A 16,803-nucleotide genomic window follows, 5' to 3' on the forward strand; every position below is an offset into this window, starting at 1 on the left:
ATACAGACGCTATCGGGGGCTCGGGTCAGCGCGTCCGTTATACGGCAAGATTCTTCGGCAGGCGGCGCATCACTTCCACTGCAGAAAGAGCTGCGGAATTATGCAGATTGCGAAAAAAAATTCAACCTGCTTTTATGATTGTTTTGCCGAAGGAGCACCCGATGGACTATCGCCAGCTAGGCCGGACCGACCTGAACGTGAGTGCAATCTGCCTGGGAACCATGACCTGGGGCGAGCAAAACAACGAGTCCGAGGCCTTCGCCCAGATCGAACGGGCCAAGGCTGCCGGGATCAATTTCATCGACACCGCGGAGATGTACCCGGTGCCGCCAAAGGCCGAAACCTATGCCACCACCGAGCGCTACATCGGCAACTGGTTCAAGGCTCGCGGCGATCGCGCCGACTGGATCCTCGCCAGCAAGATCGCCGGCCCCGGCAACACCATCGACTACATCCGCGACAACCAGCTCAAACACAACCGCAAGCACATAGTCCAAGCCGTGGATGCCAGCCTCAAGCGCCTGCAGACCGACTGGATCGACCTCTACCAGTTGCACTGGCCAGAGCGCAGCACCAACTTCTTCGGCCAACTGGGCTACAAGCACAAGGAAGAAGACTTCACCCCGCTGGAGGAAACCCTCAAAGCCCTGGATGAGCAAGTCAAGGCCGGCAAGATCCGCCACATTGGCCTGTCCAACGAAACGCCCTGGGGCACCATGAAGTTCCTGGCCCTCGCCGAGAGCCGCGGCTGGCCACGGGCGGTATCGATCCAGAACCCCTACAACCTGCTCAACCGCAGCTTTGAAGTGGGCCTGGCGGAAATCGCCATTCGCGAACAATGTGGATTGCTGGCCTATTCGCCACTGGCGTTCGGCTTCCTCTCCGGCAAATACGAAGGCGGCGCGCGCCCGGCCAAAGGCCGCCTGAGCCTGTACAGCCGCTTCAGCCGCTACTTCAACCCGCAATCGGAAGCGGCCTGCAGCCGCTATGTCGCCCTGGCCCGCGAGCATGGCCTGGACCCGGCGCAAATGGCCCTGGCATTCGTCACTCAGCAACCGTTCGTCACCAGCAACATTATTGGTGCGACCACCCTAGAACAACTGGACAGCAATATCGCCAGTCTCGAGCTGAAGCTGTCGAATGAGGTGCTGGCCGGCATCGAGGCGATCCACAAGGACCACCCGAACCCGGCGCCGTAACCTGCCCTCCCGAATAGAAGCGAGCTGGCCCGCCAAGCTCGCCTCTACGCGGGAGACAACGCGCTACAGGGAACGCGCAATGATTTCCTTCATGATCTCGTTGGTCCCGGCATAGATCCGCTGCACCCGCGCATCCGCCCAGGCCCGGGCCACCGGGTACTCCCACATGAAGCCGTAACCGCCGTGCAACTGCACGCATTCGTCGAGCACCTTGCATTGCAGGTCCGTGCCCCAGTACTTGGCCATGGCGGCGGTCGGTACATCGAGCTTGCCTTGCAGATGCAATTCCAGACAGCGGTCGACGAAGACCCGGCCGATCTGGATCTCAGTGGCCATTTCCGCCAATTTGAAGCGGGTGTTCTGGAAGTCGGCGATCGATTTGCCGAAAGCCTTGCGCTCGCGGGTGTACTCCAGGGTCCACTGCAATGCCGCCTCGGCTGACGCCAGACCGCCTACTGCCACCGTCAAACGCTCCTGCGGCAACTCCTGCATCAGGTAGGCAAAGCCCATTCCGGCCTGCCCCAGCAGGTTTTCCTTGGGCACGCGGACGTCCTGGAAGAACAGTTCGGAAGTGTCCTGAGCCTTCATACCGACCTTTTCCAGGCGTTTGCCCTTGGAAAAGCCGGGCGTATCAGCCTCCACCAGGAACAGGCTGGTGCCCTTGGCGCCGGCCTTCGGATCGGTCTTGGCCACGACAATCACCAGATCGGCCAGGTAGCCGTTGGTGATAAAGGTCTTGGAACCGTTGATCACATAGTCGTCGCCGTCCAGCACCGCAGTGGTCTTGACCCCCTGCAGGTCGGAGCCGGCGCCCGGCTCGGTCATGGCGATGGCCGTGACCATCTCGCCGGACACCAGTTTCGGCAAGTACTTGTGCTTAAGCTCCTCGCTGCCGTAATGCAGGATGTAAGGCGCGACGATATCGGAATGCAGGGAGAAGCCGATACCGGTCAGACCAAGGCGCCCTACCTCCTCGATCACTACCGCGCTGTAGAGAAAGTCAGCCCCCAGTCCGCCGTACTCCTCGGGGAGATGGGAGCAGAGCATTCCCGCCTCACCGGCCTTGTTCCACAAGGCGCGGTCGATGTAGCCCTGTTTTTCCCATTGCCCATGGAATGGCACGGCCTCCTTTTCCAGGAAGGTACGTACGCTGTCACGAAAGAGTTCGTGCTCGGAGCTGAACAAGGTTCTGGGGATCATGGGGCCACCTGTCGTTATTGTTAGCCGGGATCGGCCCACAGAGCCTAAGCCCACGCGTACGACACAGGACACTGGACACATCCGACAAAAAATAAGACGATCCAGCCGTCTGGTGACCACTTTCCCCTATAAGAACAATTTAATTATGTCTAACCAAACCTCCACGCCCTTGCGGCGCGTCAGCATCCTGGCGATCGACCGGGTTTTCGCCTCCACCCTCATGCAAGCCAAGGATTTCTTCCATCTGGCCAGCCTGCGCTACGGCAAGCAGCTGGGCCAGGGCCTGACCGCGGCCTTCGAAACCCGCTTGGTCAGCCCCGACGGCAAACCGGTATGCAGTTTCAGCAACGTGATCATGCCGGTGGACGGCGGCCTGGAAGATACCGACGTGATCATCCTCCCGGCGTTCTGGGACGATTTCGAAACCCTCTGCCAACGTTATCCACAGATCCTGCCCTGGCTGCGCCAGCAACACGCCCGCGGCGCCGTGCTCTGCGGCGAGGCCACCGGGGTGTTCTGGCTGGCCGAAGCCGGGTTGCTCGACGGCAAGGAAGCCACCACTTACTGGCGTTTCTTCAATGCCTTCAGCGAACGCTTCCCCAAGGTCCAGCTCAATCAGGACAAGCACCTGACCGACGCCGACAACCTGTATTGCGCTGGCGGCACCACTTCGGCCTGTGACCTGTACATCTATCTGATCGAGCGCTTCTGCGGCGCCAACGTGGCCCAGGCCGTGGCCCGCGACATCCTCTATGAAGTGCAGCGCAGCTATTCCCCGGGGCGTATCGGCTTTGGCGGCCAGAAGCTGCACCAGGACGTGATCATCCTGCAGATCCAGCACTGGCTCGAAGAGCATTTCGCCGACAAGTTCCGCTTCGAGGACGTGGCCCGCGAACATGGCATGAGCATTCGCAATTTCATGCGCCGCTTCCAGACCGCCACCGGCGACAAACCCCTGCATTACCTGCAGCGCCTGCGCATCGAAACCGCCAAGGGCCTGCTCTCGGGGACGCGCAAGAGCATCAAGACCATCAGCTACGAGGTCGGCTATGACGATGCGAGCTTCTTCGCCCGCCTGTTCCGCCAGCACACCGAGCTGTCACCGAACCAGTACCGGCAGCAGTTTCACCAACAAGCCGCGTAAATGAAAAAGGGCCTGCAATGCAGGCCCTTCTTTTTATCCGGAAACCGTTAAGGCTTGTGCGCCCGCGAGAGGAACTCGTGGGACTGCATTTCCAGCAGACGGCTGAGGGTGCGCTGGAACTCGAAGGTCAGGCGGCCGCCGGTGTACAGATCCTTGAGCTCGACTTCAGCGGAAATAATCAGCTTGACGTTACGGTCGTAGAACTCGTCGACCATGTTGATGAAGCGACGGGCGATATCGTCGGTGGCGACGCTCATCTGCTCGACACCGCTGACCAGCACGGCGTGGAAGATCTTGCCCAGCTCGATGTAGTCGTTCTGGCTGCGAGGGCCATCGCACAGTTCGCGGAAGTCGAACCAGGCCACGTCATCGCAGGTACGCAGGGCGCGGATTTCGCGGTTCTCGACGATCAGCACATCGTTTTCCACCGCCTGGGTGCATTCCGGCGTCAGCGCGCGGAAGCTCTTGCGCAGGCTTTCGTGGGCCGCTTCGTCCAGCGGGAAGTGGAACAACTCGGCCTGCTCCAGGTGACGCAGACGGTAGTCGACGCCACTGTCGACGTTGACGATCTCGGTGTGCTGCTTGATCAGGGCAATGGCCGGCAGGAAACGCGCACGTTGCAGGCCGTCCTTGTACAGGCCGTCCGGCACGATGTTCGAGGTAGCCACCAGGGTCACGCCGTTCTTGAACAGCTCTTCCATCAGCGTGCCGAGGATCATCGCGTCGGTGATGTCGGAAACGAAAAATTCGTCGAAGCAGATCACCCGGGCCTCGTCGGCGAAACGCTTGGCGATGATGGTCAGCGGGTTCTTCTCGCCGCCCAGGGTCTTCATCTCCTCGTGCACACGCTTCATGAAGCGGTGGAAGTGAGTACGGACCTTTTGCTTGAACGGCAGGGCTTCAAAGAAGGTATCGACCAGATACGTCTTGCCACGCCCTACCCCGCCCCAGAAGTACAGACCCTTGACCGGCACCTGGTCTTTCTTGCCAAACAGCTTGCCCAACAGGCCCGGTTTGTTGTTCGACGCGGCGATCAGATCGTCGTACAGGCGCTGCAAATGACGCACGGCGGTTTCCTGCGCGGCGTCGTGGAAGAACTCCGGGCGTTTCAGATCAGCTTGGTATCGTTCTAGGGGCGTCATAATTCGTTAGCAAGGCAACAAAAACGGGCCGTCACTGTAGCGACGGCCCTTGAGAATGGCAATCAGCCCTTGGTCGGGAGATTGCGGTTAGTCCTGCACAGGCGCCAGGGCGACGCGCAGCGCCTCGATCGCCGCATCGCGGGCCGCCGCGTCGGCAAAGGCCGGGCTGTCGGCCACGCACTCGCCTTCCAGCCACACGCTGAAACCCAGCGCTTCACTGCGCAGATCCAGAGCCTGGCCGGATTGCAGTTGCTTGGTCACTGCACCTGCGGTCTTGCCGTCGGCGAAGTTGCGCGACAGCAACAGTTGCTCGCCATCGGCGGCCAGCAGACGGAAGCGGAAGCTGCCGTCGTCTTCGCGGAAGCTGACGAAGCGCGCGGCCTTGGCCGCTTTCTTCTTGGTGGTCGCCGCCACTTGTACCTGATTGACGAACGAACGCAGGCCCACGGCCTCGCGCAGCTCGTTGAGGAATGGCGTGGCCACGGCGCGGGCTTTCTTGGCGCCGGCCTGGAGGATGTCTTCCAGGTCCGAAGGACGCTCGATCAACTGGTGATAACGCTCACGCGCCTCGCCCAACTGGTTGTCCAGCAGCTGGAACAGACGATTCTTCGCCTCGCCCCAACCCAGGCCCTGCAGCAGTTCGCTGCGGAATTCGTCAGCCTGGGCCGGCGTCGCGAAAGCCTGGAACAGGGTGAACAGGTGAGCGTTGTCCGGGTCCTTGGCTTCGCCTGGAGCACGGGAGTCGGTGACGATGCGCGAGATCGCGTCCTTCATGTCCTTGGCGCTGCTGAACAACGGAATGGTGTTGTCGTAGCTCTTGGACATCTTGCGGCCATCGAGGCCCGGCAAGGTGGCAACGCTTTCCTCGATCAGCGCCTCGGGCATGGTGAAGAATTCCTTGCCCTGGCCGAACAGATGGTTGAAGCGCTGGCCGATATCACGGGCCATTTCCACGTGCTGGATCTGGTCGCGACCGACCGGTACCTTGTGGGCGTTGAACATCAGGATGTCCGCGGCCATCAGTACCGGGTAGCTGTACAGGCCCATGGTGATGCCGGCGTCCGGGTCTTCGCCGGTCTCGACGTTTTTATCCACCGAAGCCTTGTAGGCGTGAGCACGGTTGAGCAGGCCCTTGGCCGCCACGCAGGTCAGCAACCAGGTCAGCTCCGGGATTTCCGGGATGTCCGACTGGCGATAGAAAGTCACGCGCTCCACATCCAGGCCACCGGCCAGCCAGGTCGCGGCGATTTCCAGGCGCGAGCGCTGGATACGCAGCGGGTCATCGCACTTGATCAGCGCGTGATAGTCGGCCAGGAAGTAGAACGAGTCGGCATTGCTGTCGCGGCTGGCGAGGATCGCCGGGCGGATGGCGCCGGCGTAGTTGCCCAGGTGCGGCGTGCCGGTGGTGGTGATGCCGGTGAGGATGCGCGTACGAGTAGTCATGGGTAATCGCTTATCAGACTGCAATCAATTCGAGAGTCGTGGCAGCACCAGATCCTTGAGATCGGTGAGCTTGCCATGAAAAAAGTGTCCGCATTCTGCCACTTTCAGCAGCTCATGGGGGCGCTCAAGCGCGTCGGACCAGTCGTAGACCAGCTGCGGGTCGACCACTTCGTCGGTTTCCGGCTGGATCAGGGTCAGCGGGCAGTTCTGCGGCAGCAGGTCACTATCGCGCAAACGCATCACGGCGGCGGCAACCATGAACAGGTGCTTGAGCGGCTCGCCGCGGGCCTCCAGGCGCCCGCCGAGGCTGGCGGCGACGAAGCCGCCGAAGGAGAAGCCGAGCAGGGTCATCGGCAAGTCCGGGTGCCTGGCTCGCAGCCATTCGGCCGCCGCCTGCGCGTCGTCGACTTCGCCACTGCCCATGTCATGGCTGCCTTCGCTGGCGCCGACGCCACGGTAGTTGAAACGCAAGGTGATCAGGCCAGCGTCACGCGCGGTACGTTGCAGGGTCGAGACCACCTTGTTGAGCATGGTGCCGCCCTGCACCGGGTTCGGATGGCAGATCAACGCCACGCCACGGGCGTCGGCGACATCCAGATACAGGGCTTCCAGTTGGCCGACCGGGCCGGCAATCACTACGGGGGTTTCACGCATAAGCAAGGAAGGAACTCCGTGACCTCGAATCGGGTCGACTCGTCTAGCAAATTGTCTGTGCCAATCTATTGCGAGTGAATCGCGGTATACAGCGCAGGTTCGAGCCGTTAACGTAAAGCAAAGCCGTTTATAGAGGAAGGACTCGTGGAACACTCGCTCCTAGTTTGGTTGTTGCCGACTCTTGCCCTGATCGCGGGTGTCGCCATTGGATTTCTGGTCGCTCGCCTGCTGCCGAATGCCGCGCCTAACCGCACGCAACGTCAGCTGGATGATATTCAGGAACGTTTTGACAGCTATCAGAACGAAGTGGTCACCCACTTCAACAGCACCGCCACCCTGGTGAAAAAACTCACTCAAAGCTATCAGGAAGTGCAGGACCACCTCGCCGAGGGCGCCAACCGCCTGGCCCTGGACGAGTTGACCCGCCAACGCCTCCTGGCCGCGCTGCACTCCGACTCGGTGCAGGCTCCACGGGAACGCCTGACGCCACCGCGCGACCAGGAACCGCCACGGGACTACGCGCCAAAGACGCCTAATGCGCCTGGCATGCTCGACGAGCATTATGGCCTGAAGAAGTAATCAGGCTTCGCGTCCAGTAAAAAGCCCCCGGACAATTCGGTTGTCCGGGGGCTTTTTTGTATCTGGTGATTTGATAGCGGCTGATCAGACCTCTTCGCGGGCAAGCCTGCGAAGAGGCTGGCAAAGGCCACACAAAAATGCCCGATCACAGGATCGGGCATTTCTTCATTCAAACGATCAGTTACGGATACTGCTGAACCGTACCCGGCTGTTGCTGCTGACCACCATACTGCTGGCCAGGAATCGCCTTGAGGTTCACTTCCACTCGACGGTTCTGCGCACGGCCATTGACGTCGCCGTTACTGGCGATCGGGTTATCCGGACCAGCGCCACGGGCCGACAGGTTGGCACCGCTGACACCTTGCGAGGTCAGGTAGGTCGCCACGCTCTGGGCGCGACGCTGGGACAGGTCCATGTTGTGCTGGCGGCTGCCGGTGCTGTCGGTGTAGCCGACGATTTCGATCTGGTTCTGGTTGAACTCCTTGAGGGAGTTGGCCAGGTTGTTCAGCGGTTGATAGAAGCTTGGGGCGATGTTCGCCGAATCGGTGGCGAAGGTGATGTTGCCCGGCATGATCAGTTTGATCTGATCGCCCTGGCGCTGCACTTCGACCCCGGTATTGGCCATGCTGGCACGCAGTTTCTTTTCCTGCTGGTCGGCGTAGTAGCCGTAGCCGGCGGCGGAAGCACCGACTACCGCGGCGCCGATCAGCGCGCCCTTGCCACGGTTGTTGTGGTCGATGGCGGCACCGGCCAGCGCACCGGCCAAGGCACCCAGGCCACCGTATTTTGCAGTTTTGCTCATGCCCGTGGAGCCGTCGGCCTGCCCCTGACTGTCATAGGGGTTAGGCGAAGCACAGCCGGACAACAAGGCCACAGCGGTAGCAACAACGATCAAACGACGCGAGGTGAACATGGAGAAGCTCCTACTTTTTTCATTCTGTGATGCAGCGGACGTTGGCAACAGACCTTTGCAGGCGTTTGAACACGGCCAATGACAAAAATTCCGTGAAACTTTTGACAGCAAAGGTCAGGCCCTGACAAAGGGATTTTCACGCATTTCATCGCCCAGGCGGGTGTCCGGACCATGTCCGGCCACCACAGTCGCGTCTTCGTCGAGGGTGTACAGACGCTGCTTGATCGAACGGACGATGGTGGCCTGGTCGCCCCCCCACAGATCCGTGCGCCCTACCCCGCGCTTGAACAACGTGTCGCCGGCAATCAGCAGCTTAGCCTCTGCGAACCAGAAGCTCATGGAACCTGGGGTATGTCCCGGCGTATGCAGGGCCACACCGCAACCGCAGGCCAGTTCTTCGTCGTCCGCCAGCCAGCGATCCGGTGCCGGCACCGGCGTGTAAGGCACACCGAACATGCTGCACTGCATCTCCAGGTTGTCCCAGAGGAACTGATCCTCCTTGTGCAGGTGCAGGGTCGCGCCGGTTTTCTCCTTCATCTGTCCGGATGCCAGGAAGTGATCCAGGTGCGCATGGGTATGAATGATGCTCACCACCTTCAGCCCCAGCGCGTCGAGCCGCGCCATGATCAGGTCAGGATTGCCACCCGGGTCGACGACTATGGCCTTTTTTGTAACAGGATCGCCAATGATCGTGCAGTTGCACTGCAAGGGACCGACGGGGAAGGTTTCGCGAATAAGAGTGGGCTTGGCGGCTTCCATGGGATGTTCCTGAAGAAATCGATGGGCCATTCTCGCACAGCTTGCAGCCGCTGCTTTGCCGCGCAATGCAGACAACGACAACTGCCGCCCACGCCCCCGGGGCGGCAATCATTCACAGTCAGAACGCCAACTGCAGGGTTTCCTCGCCTTCCAGCGCCAGCAGAAACTGCTTGGCCTGCAGGCCGCCGGCAAAACCGGTGAGGCTGCCCGAGGCGCCGATCACCCGGTGGCAAGGCGCGATGATCGAGATCGGGTTCCGGCCATTGGCCGCACCGACCGCGCGCACGGCCTTGGGACTGCCCACCTGCGCGGCAATCTGGCTGTAGCTGCGGGTTTCACCGAAAGGAATGGTCAGCAGCGCCTGCCAGACCTTGCGCTGGAACTCGGTGCCGACAAAGTCCAGTTCCAGTTCGAAGCGATCGCGGCTGCCGGCAAAGTACTCCTTGAGCTGGCGTTCGGTTTCCAGCAAGACCGGATGATCCTCGGCAGGCTGCAACGGGCCGAGACGCACCCGGTTTTCGCGTTCGTTCTCCCAGAGAATCGCGGCGAGCTTCGTGCCTCTGGCAACCAGGGTCAGTTGACCGACGGGCGAGTTGATCAATTTGAATACGCAGGACATGGCAAGCCTCCTTTATCTTCCAGGGAGATCAGGCCCGGACCTGGCCTTCATCTCGGTACGCCTGCACTGTAGACCGACATTCAAGCGCAAGAACTACGTTTCTTGCGCTTGAACTCAGTGCCGGATTTTCCTGGGGCCGCTACATCGGCTACTCATCCTCTTCGATCAGATAACAATTGTCACTGCTGCTGCGCCGGCCATGGGGATCGACGATAAAAGCCCCGCGCCCGTTGCCGCACTCCAGCAGATGCACCGGCGACAGCTCACGCTGTTGATCGATACGCGCATTGAGCCGGACGATATAGGTGCCCAGCGCAAGCGCCACGCAAAGAATCAGCAACAGGCACAACACCAACTGGTCGGTGTAACCCGCGCAGGTCTTTTCAGAAGACATAGGCAATAGAGCCCGATCCTGCTGCCAGCCCGCCCCCATTCCCGGTCAAGAACCCTGACAGCGGCCCACCCCCGCCCAGGCGCGCCACAGACGTGCCGGGCGACAAGGCACAGGCCATCAGGCCGATGACAATCAAGACCAGCAGAATGCCTTTGACGACGGGAGACAGGTTCATGGTGGCGCTCTCTTGGTGTAAAAGCCGCCACCCTAGAGCCCGGCGGGTTAACGCCAGGTAAACATCGGTAAAAAACGCGCCGGCTCCGTTATCCTCTGGGCCACTGAGCGACACAGGTCCAAGGGGACGTTCCCGTGCATATCCACCTGCTGCTGGTCGAGGACAACCTCGACCTGGCCAACACCGTCATCGAATACCTGGAGATCAGCGGGATCGTCTGCGATCACGCCAGTAATGGCCAGACCGGCCTGAACCTGGCGCTGAGCCAACACTATGATGTGATCCTGCTGGACATCATGCTGCCGCGCCTGGACGGCCAACAGCTGTGCAAACAGCTGCGCGAACAGGGCAAACAGACACCGATCCTGATGCTCACCTCGCTGGATGCCCTGCCGGACAAGCTCGCCAGCTTTGCCATGGGCGCCGACGATTACCTGGTCAAGCCCTTCGAACTGGCCGAACTGGTAGCCAGGATCCGCGCCCTGAGCCTGCGGCGCAGCGGCCAGGCCAGCCGCCTGCAAGTGGCCGACCTGACCATGGACCTGTCCACCCGCAAGGTCAGTCGCGCCGGACAGGAACTGCACCTGTCGCCCACCTGCTGGACCCTGCTGGAATGCCTGATGCGTGCCAGTCCCGAGCCGGTGGGGCGCGAACGTCTCGAGGCGACGGTCTGGGGCGACGAACCGCCGGACAGCAACACCCTCAAGGTGCACATGCACCGCTTGCGCAAGGCGGTGGACAAGGATTTCAGCCAAACGCTGATCCACACTATTTCTGGCGTCGGTGTGCAGTTGAGGACCCCATGCGTAAAGGGCTGAGTCTGAAATGGGTGATCAGCGGCAGTTTCCTGCTGTTGATCGCCGTGGTGCTGCTGATCTACAGCCAGCTGCTATCGAGCTATAGCATCCGAGGCCTGCTCTATACCGCCAGCGCCATGATGGAAGAAGAAGCCCTGTATTTCGTCAGGCACTACAAGAAAGACCCAAGCCTTGCCCCGCCGCAGAACTATTTCTTCAGCAGCGTTATCGGCAAGGAAGCGCTGCCGCCGAAAATTCGCCAGTTACTGGATACGCCGCCAACCCTGTCCTTCGGCGCCGTGCAGGTGTTCGGTGAACTGGACGCCGATGGACAGGATGAAGTCAAAGCGATCCTGGCCCAGCCCCTGGGTGACGGCAAAATCCTCTACATGTTCGATGTCGACCACGACCATGAAGAAGGTGGCGAGGTCGAGACCCCGTTGTCGGATGCCTATCTCGATCACGAACTGAACAGCATTAATGTCATCAGTCTGGCGGTATTCATCCCGGCACTGATCATCATCGCCCTGCTGGTCTGGTGGCTGGTACGCCCTCTCGGCCGGCTGGCCCAGTGGTCCACCACCCTGAAAGATCCGGAGGAGGTGTCCAGCCAACGCCCGAATTTCCGTTTCAAGGAGTTCAATGTCCTGGCCGACTCCCTGGCCCAGAGCGTGCAGCAGGTGCAGGCCGCCAGCCAGCGCGAAGGGCGCCTGCTGCGCTACACCAGCCATGAGTTACGCACGCCGCTGGCGGTGCTCAAGGCCAACCTGGAACTGCTGACCCTGCAGGCCGGGGGCTCCCTGCCCCCACCTCTGCAACGTATCGAACGCTCGGTGCTGAACATGCAGCGCATTGCCGAGACGCTATTGTGGATGAGCCGCGAGCGCGTTGAACCCTTGCCGGAAGAAGCCATCGACATGGCCGAGTTGTTCAACGAATTGATCCAGGAGCATCGCTACCTGATCGGCAAGCGGGATATCGAACTGATCCTCGACATCAGCAACGAGCCTTGTCGCCTGCCCCTGACCGCCTGCCGAATCGTGGTTGGTAACTTTCTGCGCAATGCCCTGCAATATGCTGAAGAAGGCAGCATCGAAATCACCTTCGAACAGCTGCAACTGCGCATCGTCAACCGTATCCGTGATACCAGCCAGTCAGAAGAATCCAGCGACTTCGGCTACGGCCTGGGCCTGGAGCTGATGCGCCAGTTGTGCGCCAGGCTGGGCTGGCACATCCAGGTCCTCACCGAACAACAGCGCTTCACCGTGACCCTGGACTTCAACACCGCAGAGCCCCCTGCTTCGCCCCAGGAGCGAGCCGAGGACGATACCTGCAAGATCAGCTGAGCGCTCAATCAGCCCAGTAATCCCAACTCCTGGGCCCGGGCCACGGCCTGGGTGCGACGCTCCACCCCCAGCTTGCTGTTGATATGGCTGGCATGGGTCTTCACCGTGTGCAGCGAGATAAACAACTGATCGCTGATTTCCTGGTTGGAACAGCCCTGGGCGATCAGTTGCAGCACCGCCAGCTCGCGGGAGCTGAGGGCTTCGCCGTGATGCTGCTCCAGAGAATCACGTGCCACGGCGGCCGGCAGGCGTTCGAGCAAGGTCTGGCGCAATGGCGTCGCCGCCCCCTGCTGAAGTTGCTCGCGAACCCAGGCCGGATGTGCCCGCACCGCCCATTCGAAGGGCTGCAATGCCCCGCCCACGGCAGCCTCCAGCGCCTGGGCAAAGGCCTGTCGGGCCTCGGGGTCGCGCCCCTGGGCCAGCAACAGCGCGACCTTCTGATTCAGCGCCATCACATTGAGCATCTGCCGCCCGGTCTGCCGGCCATGCTCCAGCAGTTTGTCCAGGCGCTGCTCGGCCAGGGCCGGCTCGCCCTGGATGCTGTCGAGCAAGGCTTGCTGCAACTCGATATGCAGCGGCAGCTGTGGATGAAATTCCGGCGCGGCGGCGGCCTGGTCGCCGGTGTAGGTCTGCCCCAGGCGAGCCAGCCAGGCCTGCGCCAGGTCGGTGCGGCCCTGGGCCAGCCAGAGTTCGCATTTGACCAGGGTGATCATCGCCAGGTAGTAGATCGGCGGTACGTCCCAGATGTGCATCAGGCGTTCGGCCTCGGCCAGCTCGGCAAAGGCCTTGGCAAATTCACCGTTGTGACCTTCCAGGTTGGCGATCACGCAATGGCCGATCAGCACGCTGATATCGCGACAGGCCCGCGCCTCGACCAGCCCCGCCCGCAGGCGCGCCAGTCCGGTCTCGGGCTGGCAGCGCAACGCCATCAGGTAACCTTCGTACAGCGTCAGCCGCGCCCGTATCGCGTACAGGCGTTGCGCCGACAGGCCATACAAGCGCTGCAAGCCCTGGCGGACCTCATCCAGCGCCCGCAGGATCTCGCCGCGGGCTTGCAGCACCCGGGCCCGCTCGTAATGGGCCAGGGCCTCGAACAAGGGGTTGCCGACCCGCTGCGCCAGTTCCAGGGACTCGCGGTTGAGCCCCCGGGCACGCCACAGGTCGCCATCGGCGATCGCCAGGTTGGACAGGGTCGACAGGCACACCAGCCGCTGCCCGTAACGTTTCTGGGGCAAGGTTTCCAGGGCTTCAGTGCAATACAGCAGGGTCAGCTCGCGATTCCCCCGTCCCCGGGCGACGATCCCGCTCAAGGCCAGCCATTGCGCCAGCATGGATTTCTGCGCGGTGGCCGAGGGGGCCGGCAGGAAGCGGCTCAAATGGCTGGCCAGCTCCTCGGCGGCGTCCAGCTGGCACGCCAGCCCCAGCGCCCAGCTGTACAGCACGATCAGCCGCGGGGTGCTGATCAGCAGGCTGTCGGGCAAGTCCATTTTCCAGCGCAGCAGCATGCCGACGTTCTGCTCGGCCAGCAGTTGTTCCTCGGACAGGTTCTGTACCAGGTTCGCCGCCACGTCCAGATGCCCGGCGCGCAACGCCTGCTCCACCGCTTCGTCCAGCAGCCCCTGGGCGTTGAACCAGCGACAGGCCCGCAGGTGCAGGCTGGCCGGCGGTAATATCGCGTTGGCGGTGGGCCGGGTGCGCAGCAGGTCGGAGAACAGGTGGTGATAACGGTACCAGTGCCCCTGCTCGTCCAGCGGCACCAGGAATACCTGGTGGGCCAACAGGTAACGCAGGATCTCGGCACTGTCGTGGGACTCGCGCAATGCATCGCACAGGTCGCTGCAGAAACGTTCCTGGGGCGCCGTGTCGTAGAGGAACGACTGCACTTCGGCAGGCAGGCAATCGATGACTTCTTCCAGCAGATAATCGCGAATCAGTCCTTCGCCGCCATTCAGCGACTGCGGCAAGGTTGCGCCACTGCCCGCCTCCGAGGCCGCCAACAGCCAGAAACGCAGCCCCGCCACCCAGCCTTCGCTGCGCAGGATCAGGCTTTCCAGCGCCTCGCCGCGCAGCGAACTGCTGTGCCGGTCGAGCAGGGTCAGGGATTCGTCGTAGGTCAGGCGCAAGTCCTGCTCATGCAGTTCCAGCAACTGCCGCGACAGGCGCAGACGCGCCAGGTGCCAGTCCGGGCGCTGGCGGCTGGTTACCAGCACCAGCAAGCCGTCGGGCAAATGATTGAGAAAGAACTGCAAGCAGCGATCGAGCACCGGCCCCTGGGCCAGGTGGTAATCGTCCAGTACCAGCAACAAGGGAGAAGCACTGGAAAGATGGGTCGCCAACTCATCGAGCAGCCCGTCCAGCCACTCTTCGAAGGCGAAGGGCTGGTGGCGCTGGCGCATCTTCAGCAGCCCGAGGGATTGGTTGCCCAATTGGGCGAAATATTGTTGCAGCCCCTCAAGCAGGCGCTCGAGAAAACGTCCCGGATCGCTGTCCCGGCGACTGAGCCCCAGCCACAGGCTGCGCCAGTGCGGCGGCAGGCTTTGGCAGAACTCCACCGCCAGCGAACTCTTGCCAAAACCGGCCGGTGCGCTGACCAACAGCAGCCGGCCATTGAGGCCCGCGCTCAAGCGCTCGCACAGACGCGGCCGCAGTACGTAGCCGTCGGGCAAGGGAGGTCGGTAGAAGCGCCCTTCCGGCGCGGGAATGGCCGCACCGGCAGGCCCCTGGATACGGGACAGATCAGTCATGGCCAACTCTTATTGAAGTGCTGTTGTCGGCAATACAGATGTCGGCAGACTAGCGGTAAAAAGCCCCCTGTTGAAGATTTTTGCTACAGATGGATAGAAAAAGAATACAACCGGGTTTTTCAGCGTTCCCCGCGTACCAGTAGGAGCGAGCTTGCTCTCGATAAGAGCAGCGCGGTTTTACCGGGAGGTGGCATTGTCTGGAGTTTTTTCGCGAGCAAGCTCGCTCCTACAGAGGCCACCCCGGGTCTTGTAGAAAAACGCAGACAATAAAAAACGCCCCGAACCAGTCGGGGCGTCGATCGAGGATGCGCCTCGATTTACCGCGGGTTAACGAACGCCATCCTGGCGCAGGGCCGCCGGAGTGAAGTCGCTGGTGGTGGCGGTGAAGCCGAAGTCGTAGGCCGATTTCTCTTCGTTCTTCATGCCCAGTGCCAGGTAACGGCCGGACTGCAGGTCGTAGAGGGTTTCCAGGGCGTACCACGGCACTTGCTTGTCGTAATAGTTCTCGGCATGCGCCTCGGCCACGCGCCACAGCTGGCCACGACCGTCGTAGTGGTCGATCACCGCGGCCTGCCAGGTGTCTTCATCGATGTAGAAGTCACGCTTGGCGTAGATATGGCGCTGACCTTCCTTCAGGGTCGCGACCACGTGCCAGACACGGCGCAGCTCGTAGCGAGCCAGGTCCTGGTTGATGTGGCCGGCCTTGATGATCTCGGCGTACTTCAGTTGCGGCGAATCGAGCTTGTAGCTGTTGGAGGCGATGTACATCTCCTTCTTGCCTTCCAGCTTCCAGTCGTAGCGGTCCGGCGCGCCGTTGTACATGTCGAGGTTGTCGGAGGTACGCAGGCCGTCGGCGGCGGTACCCGGACCGTCATACGACACTTGCGGAGCGCGACGCACACGACGCTGGCCAGCGTTGTAGACCCACGCCGAACGCGGCTCCTTCACCTGGTCGAGGGTTTCGTGCACCAGCAGCACACCACCGGCCAGACGCGCTGGCGCGGTCACTTTCTGCTTGAAGTAGAACAGGATGTTGCCCGGGTTGGCCGGATCGTAGTCCTTCATCTTGTCGCGGAACACGAACTGGTCCTGGAAGTACACCAGGCTGAACGAGCCGTTGGCCTGTGGCGTCGCCTGGGTCACCAGGCGGGTCACGCTGCCGCCGCGATAGCGGGTGATGTGGTTCCAGATGACTTCCACGCCGCTTTTCGGAATCGGGAAAGGAATGGCGGTCTTGAAGTTTTCCAGGCCGTTGCCGCCGCTGACCAGGTTGGTCTTGGTGGCGTTTTCCTTGATCGCGGCGAACACATCGGCAGGCACCGTGGCGCCGCGATGGGAAGGATAGACCGGCATCTTGTAGGTTTCCGGGTAGCGCTTGAACATCGCGTACTGCCCTGGCGCCAGCTTGTCCTTGTACTGCTCGACGTTCTGCGCGGTGATGGTGAACTGCGGCTGCTCGCTGGCGTACGGGTTGGACAGGAAGCCCTTGCCATCCACACTGCCGGCGTTGGTCGGCAAGGCTTTCCAGGCCGGAATGGTGCCGGCTGAGTTACCGGCCATTTCCGCGCCCATCGGCGTCAGGGAGGTACCCAGCTTGGCCGCTTCATCGGCCGAGACCGCGGCCATGACCCCGGTCGCCAGCAGCGACAGCCCGAGGACACCGACCTGCAACAGACTCTTGGTTACTTTCATATT

Annotated in this window: 16 protein-coding genes; 5 read left to right on the forward strand and 11 right to left on the reverse strand. The window is 61.7% G+C overall.

Features of this window, described 5'->3' with window-relative positions; genetic code table 11:
• Nucleotides 1-161 precede the first annotated feature (161 nt).
• Complete coding sequence (locus PMI20_RS27965) at nucleotides 162-1,199, forward strand: NADP(H)-dependent aldo-keto reductase (protein WP_007928434.1); 1,038 nt, start codon at nucleotides 162-164, stop codon at nucleotides 1,197-1,199.
• A gap of 63 nt (nucleotides 1,200-1,262) precedes the next feature.
• Here PMI20_RS27965 and PMI20_RS27970 read toward each other — a convergent pair whose 3' ends face one another.
• Nucleotides 1,263-2,399 carry an acyl-CoA dehydrogenase family protein gene (locus PMI20_RS27970; protein ID WP_007928433.1) on the reverse strand — a complete coding sequence of 379 codons (1,137 nt, stop codon included), beginning with the start codon at nucleotides 2,397-2,399 and terminating at the stop codon, nucleotides 1,263-1,265.
• 244 nt (nucleotides 2,400-2,643) lie between these two features.
• Here PMI20_RS27970 and PMI20_RS27975 point away from each other — a divergent pair, with 244 nt between their 5' ends.
• Nucleotides 2,644-3,543 (forward strand): GlxA family transcriptional regulator, encoded by a 900-nt coding sequence (locus PMI20_RS27975; protein WP_177323801.1) that lies wholly within the window; start codon nucleotides 2,644-2,646, stop codon nucleotides 3,541-3,543.
• A 47-nt stretch (nucleotides 3,544-3,590) separates the two neighbouring features.
• Here the strand turns inward: PMI20_RS27975 and zapE are convergent, their stop codons facing one another.
• From zapE to PMI20_RS27990, 3 genes are all read right to left on the reverse strand, one after another.
• Nucleotides 3,591-4,685, reverse strand: a complete 1,095-nt coding sequence (gene zapE, locus PMI20_RS27980; RefSeq protein WP_007928431.1) for a cell division protein ZapE — start codon at nucleotides 4,683-4,685, stop codon at nucleotides 3,591-3,593.
• 87 nt (nucleotides 4,686-4,772) lie between these two features.
• Nucleotides 4,773-6,128 (reverse strand): tryptophan--tRNA ligase, encoded by a 1,356-nt coding sequence (locus PMI20_RS27985; protein WP_007928430.1) that lies wholly within the window; start codon nucleotides 6,126-6,128, stop codon nucleotides 4,773-4,775.
• A 24-nt stretch (nucleotides 6,129-6,152) separates the two neighbouring features.
• Nucleotides 6,153-6,782, reverse strand: a complete 630-nt coding sequence (locus PMI20_RS27990) for an alpha/beta hydrolase (RefSeq protein ID WP_037035259.1) — start codon at nucleotides 6,780-6,782, stop codon at nucleotides 6,153-6,155.
• 144 nt (nucleotides 6,783-6,926) lie between these two features.
• On the opposite strand from PMI20_RS27990, the gene PMI20_RS27995 reads away from it, so the two are divergent.
• The gene (locus tag PMI20_RS27995; RefSeq protein ID WP_007928428.1) at nucleotides 6,927-7,361 is read left to right on the forward strand and encodes a Z-ring associated ZapG family protein; all 435 of its coding nucleotides are present in this window, start codon (nucleotides 6,927-6,929) and stop codon (nucleotides 7,359-7,361) included.
• Between the two features lie 181 nt (nucleotides 7,362-7,542).
• On the opposite strand, the gene PMI20_RS28000 is transcribed toward PMI20_RS27995, so the two are convergent.
• The 5 genes from PMI20_RS28000 to PMI20_RS28020 all read right to left on the reverse strand — a co-directional run bounded on the left by PMI20_RS28000 (nucleotide 7,543) and on the right by PMI20_RS28020 (nucleotide 10,221).
• Nucleotides 7,543-8,274, reverse strand: a complete 732-nt coding sequence (locus PMI20_RS28000; RefSeq protein WP_007928427.1) for a YiaD family glycine zipper/OmpA-like lipoprotein — start codon at nucleotides 8,272-8,274, stop codon at nucleotides 7,543-7,545.
• Nucleotides 8,275-8,388: 114 nt separating this feature from the next.
• Nucleotides 8,389-9,033, reverse strand: a complete 645-nt coding sequence (locus PMI20_RS28005; RefSeq protein ID WP_007928426.1) for an MBL fold metallo-hydrolase — start codon at nucleotides 9,031-9,033, stop codon at nucleotides 8,389-8,391.
• A 118-nt stretch (nucleotides 9,034-9,151) separates the two neighbouring features.
• The gene (locus PMI20_RS28010) at nucleotides 9,152-9,652 is read right to left on the reverse strand and encodes a methylated-DNA--[protein]-cysteine S-methyltransferase (protein WP_007928425.1); all 501 of its coding nucleotides are present in this window, start codon (nucleotides 9,650-9,652) and stop codon (nucleotides 9,152-9,154) included.
• Between the two features lie 148 nt (nucleotides 9,653-9,800).
• Nucleotides 9,801-10,046 (reverse strand): hypothetical protein, encoded by a 246-nt coding sequence (locus tag PMI20_RS28015; protein ID WP_037035256.1) that lies wholly within the window; start codon nucleotides 10,044-10,046, stop codon nucleotides 9,801-9,803.
• Nucleotides 10,036-10,221, reverse strand: coding sequence for a hypothetical protein (locus PMI20_RS28020; protein ID WP_007928423.1), 186 nt, complete (start codon nucleotides 10,219-10,221; stop codon nucleotides 10,036-10,038). Before PMI20_RS28020 ends, PMI20_RS28015 begins: the two co-directional genes overlap by 11 nt.
• A 134-nt stretch (nucleotides 10,222-10,355) precedes the next feature.
• Here PMI20_RS28020 and PMI20_RS28025 point away from each other — a divergent pair, with 134 nt between their 5' ends.
• Entirely contained in the window at nucleotides 10,356-11,039 is a 684-nt protein-coding gene (locus tag PMI20_RS28025; RefSeq protein ID WP_007928422.1) for a response regulator transcription factor, read from the forward strand.
• On the forward strand, nucleotides 11,024-12,364 hold the full coding sequence (locus PMI20_RS28030) for a sensor histidine kinase (protein WP_007928421.1): 1,341 nt from the start codon (nucleotides 11,024-11,026) through the stop codon (nucleotides 12,362-12,364). Before PMI20_RS28025 ends, PMI20_RS28030 begins: the two co-directional genes overlap by 16 nt.
• Nucleotides 12,365-12,372: 8 nt before the next feature.
• On the opposite strand, the gene PMI20_RS28035 is transcribed toward PMI20_RS28030, so the two are convergent.
• Complete coding sequence (locus PMI20_RS28035; RefSeq protein WP_007928420.1) at nucleotides 12,373-15,108, reverse strand: winged helix-turn-helix domain-containing protein; 2,736 nt, start codon at nucleotides 15,106-15,108, stop codon at nucleotides 12,373-12,375.
• Between the two features lie 327 nt (nucleotides 15,109-15,435).
• Nucleotides 15,436-16,800: a DUF1329 domain-containing protein gene (locus PMI20_RS28040; RefSeq protein ID WP_007928419.1), complete on the reverse strand. Its 1,365-nt coding sequence runs from the start codon at nucleotides 16,798-16,800 to the stop codon at nucleotides 15,436-15,438.
• Nucleotides 16,801-16,803 lie beyond the last annotated feature (3 nt).

The sequence above is a fragment of the Pseudomonas sp. GM17 genome, from assembly GCF_000282175.2.
GTDB lineage: Bacteria > Pseudomonadota > Gammaproteobacteria > Pseudomonadales > Pseudomonadaceae > Aquipseudomonas > Aquipseudomonas chlororaphis.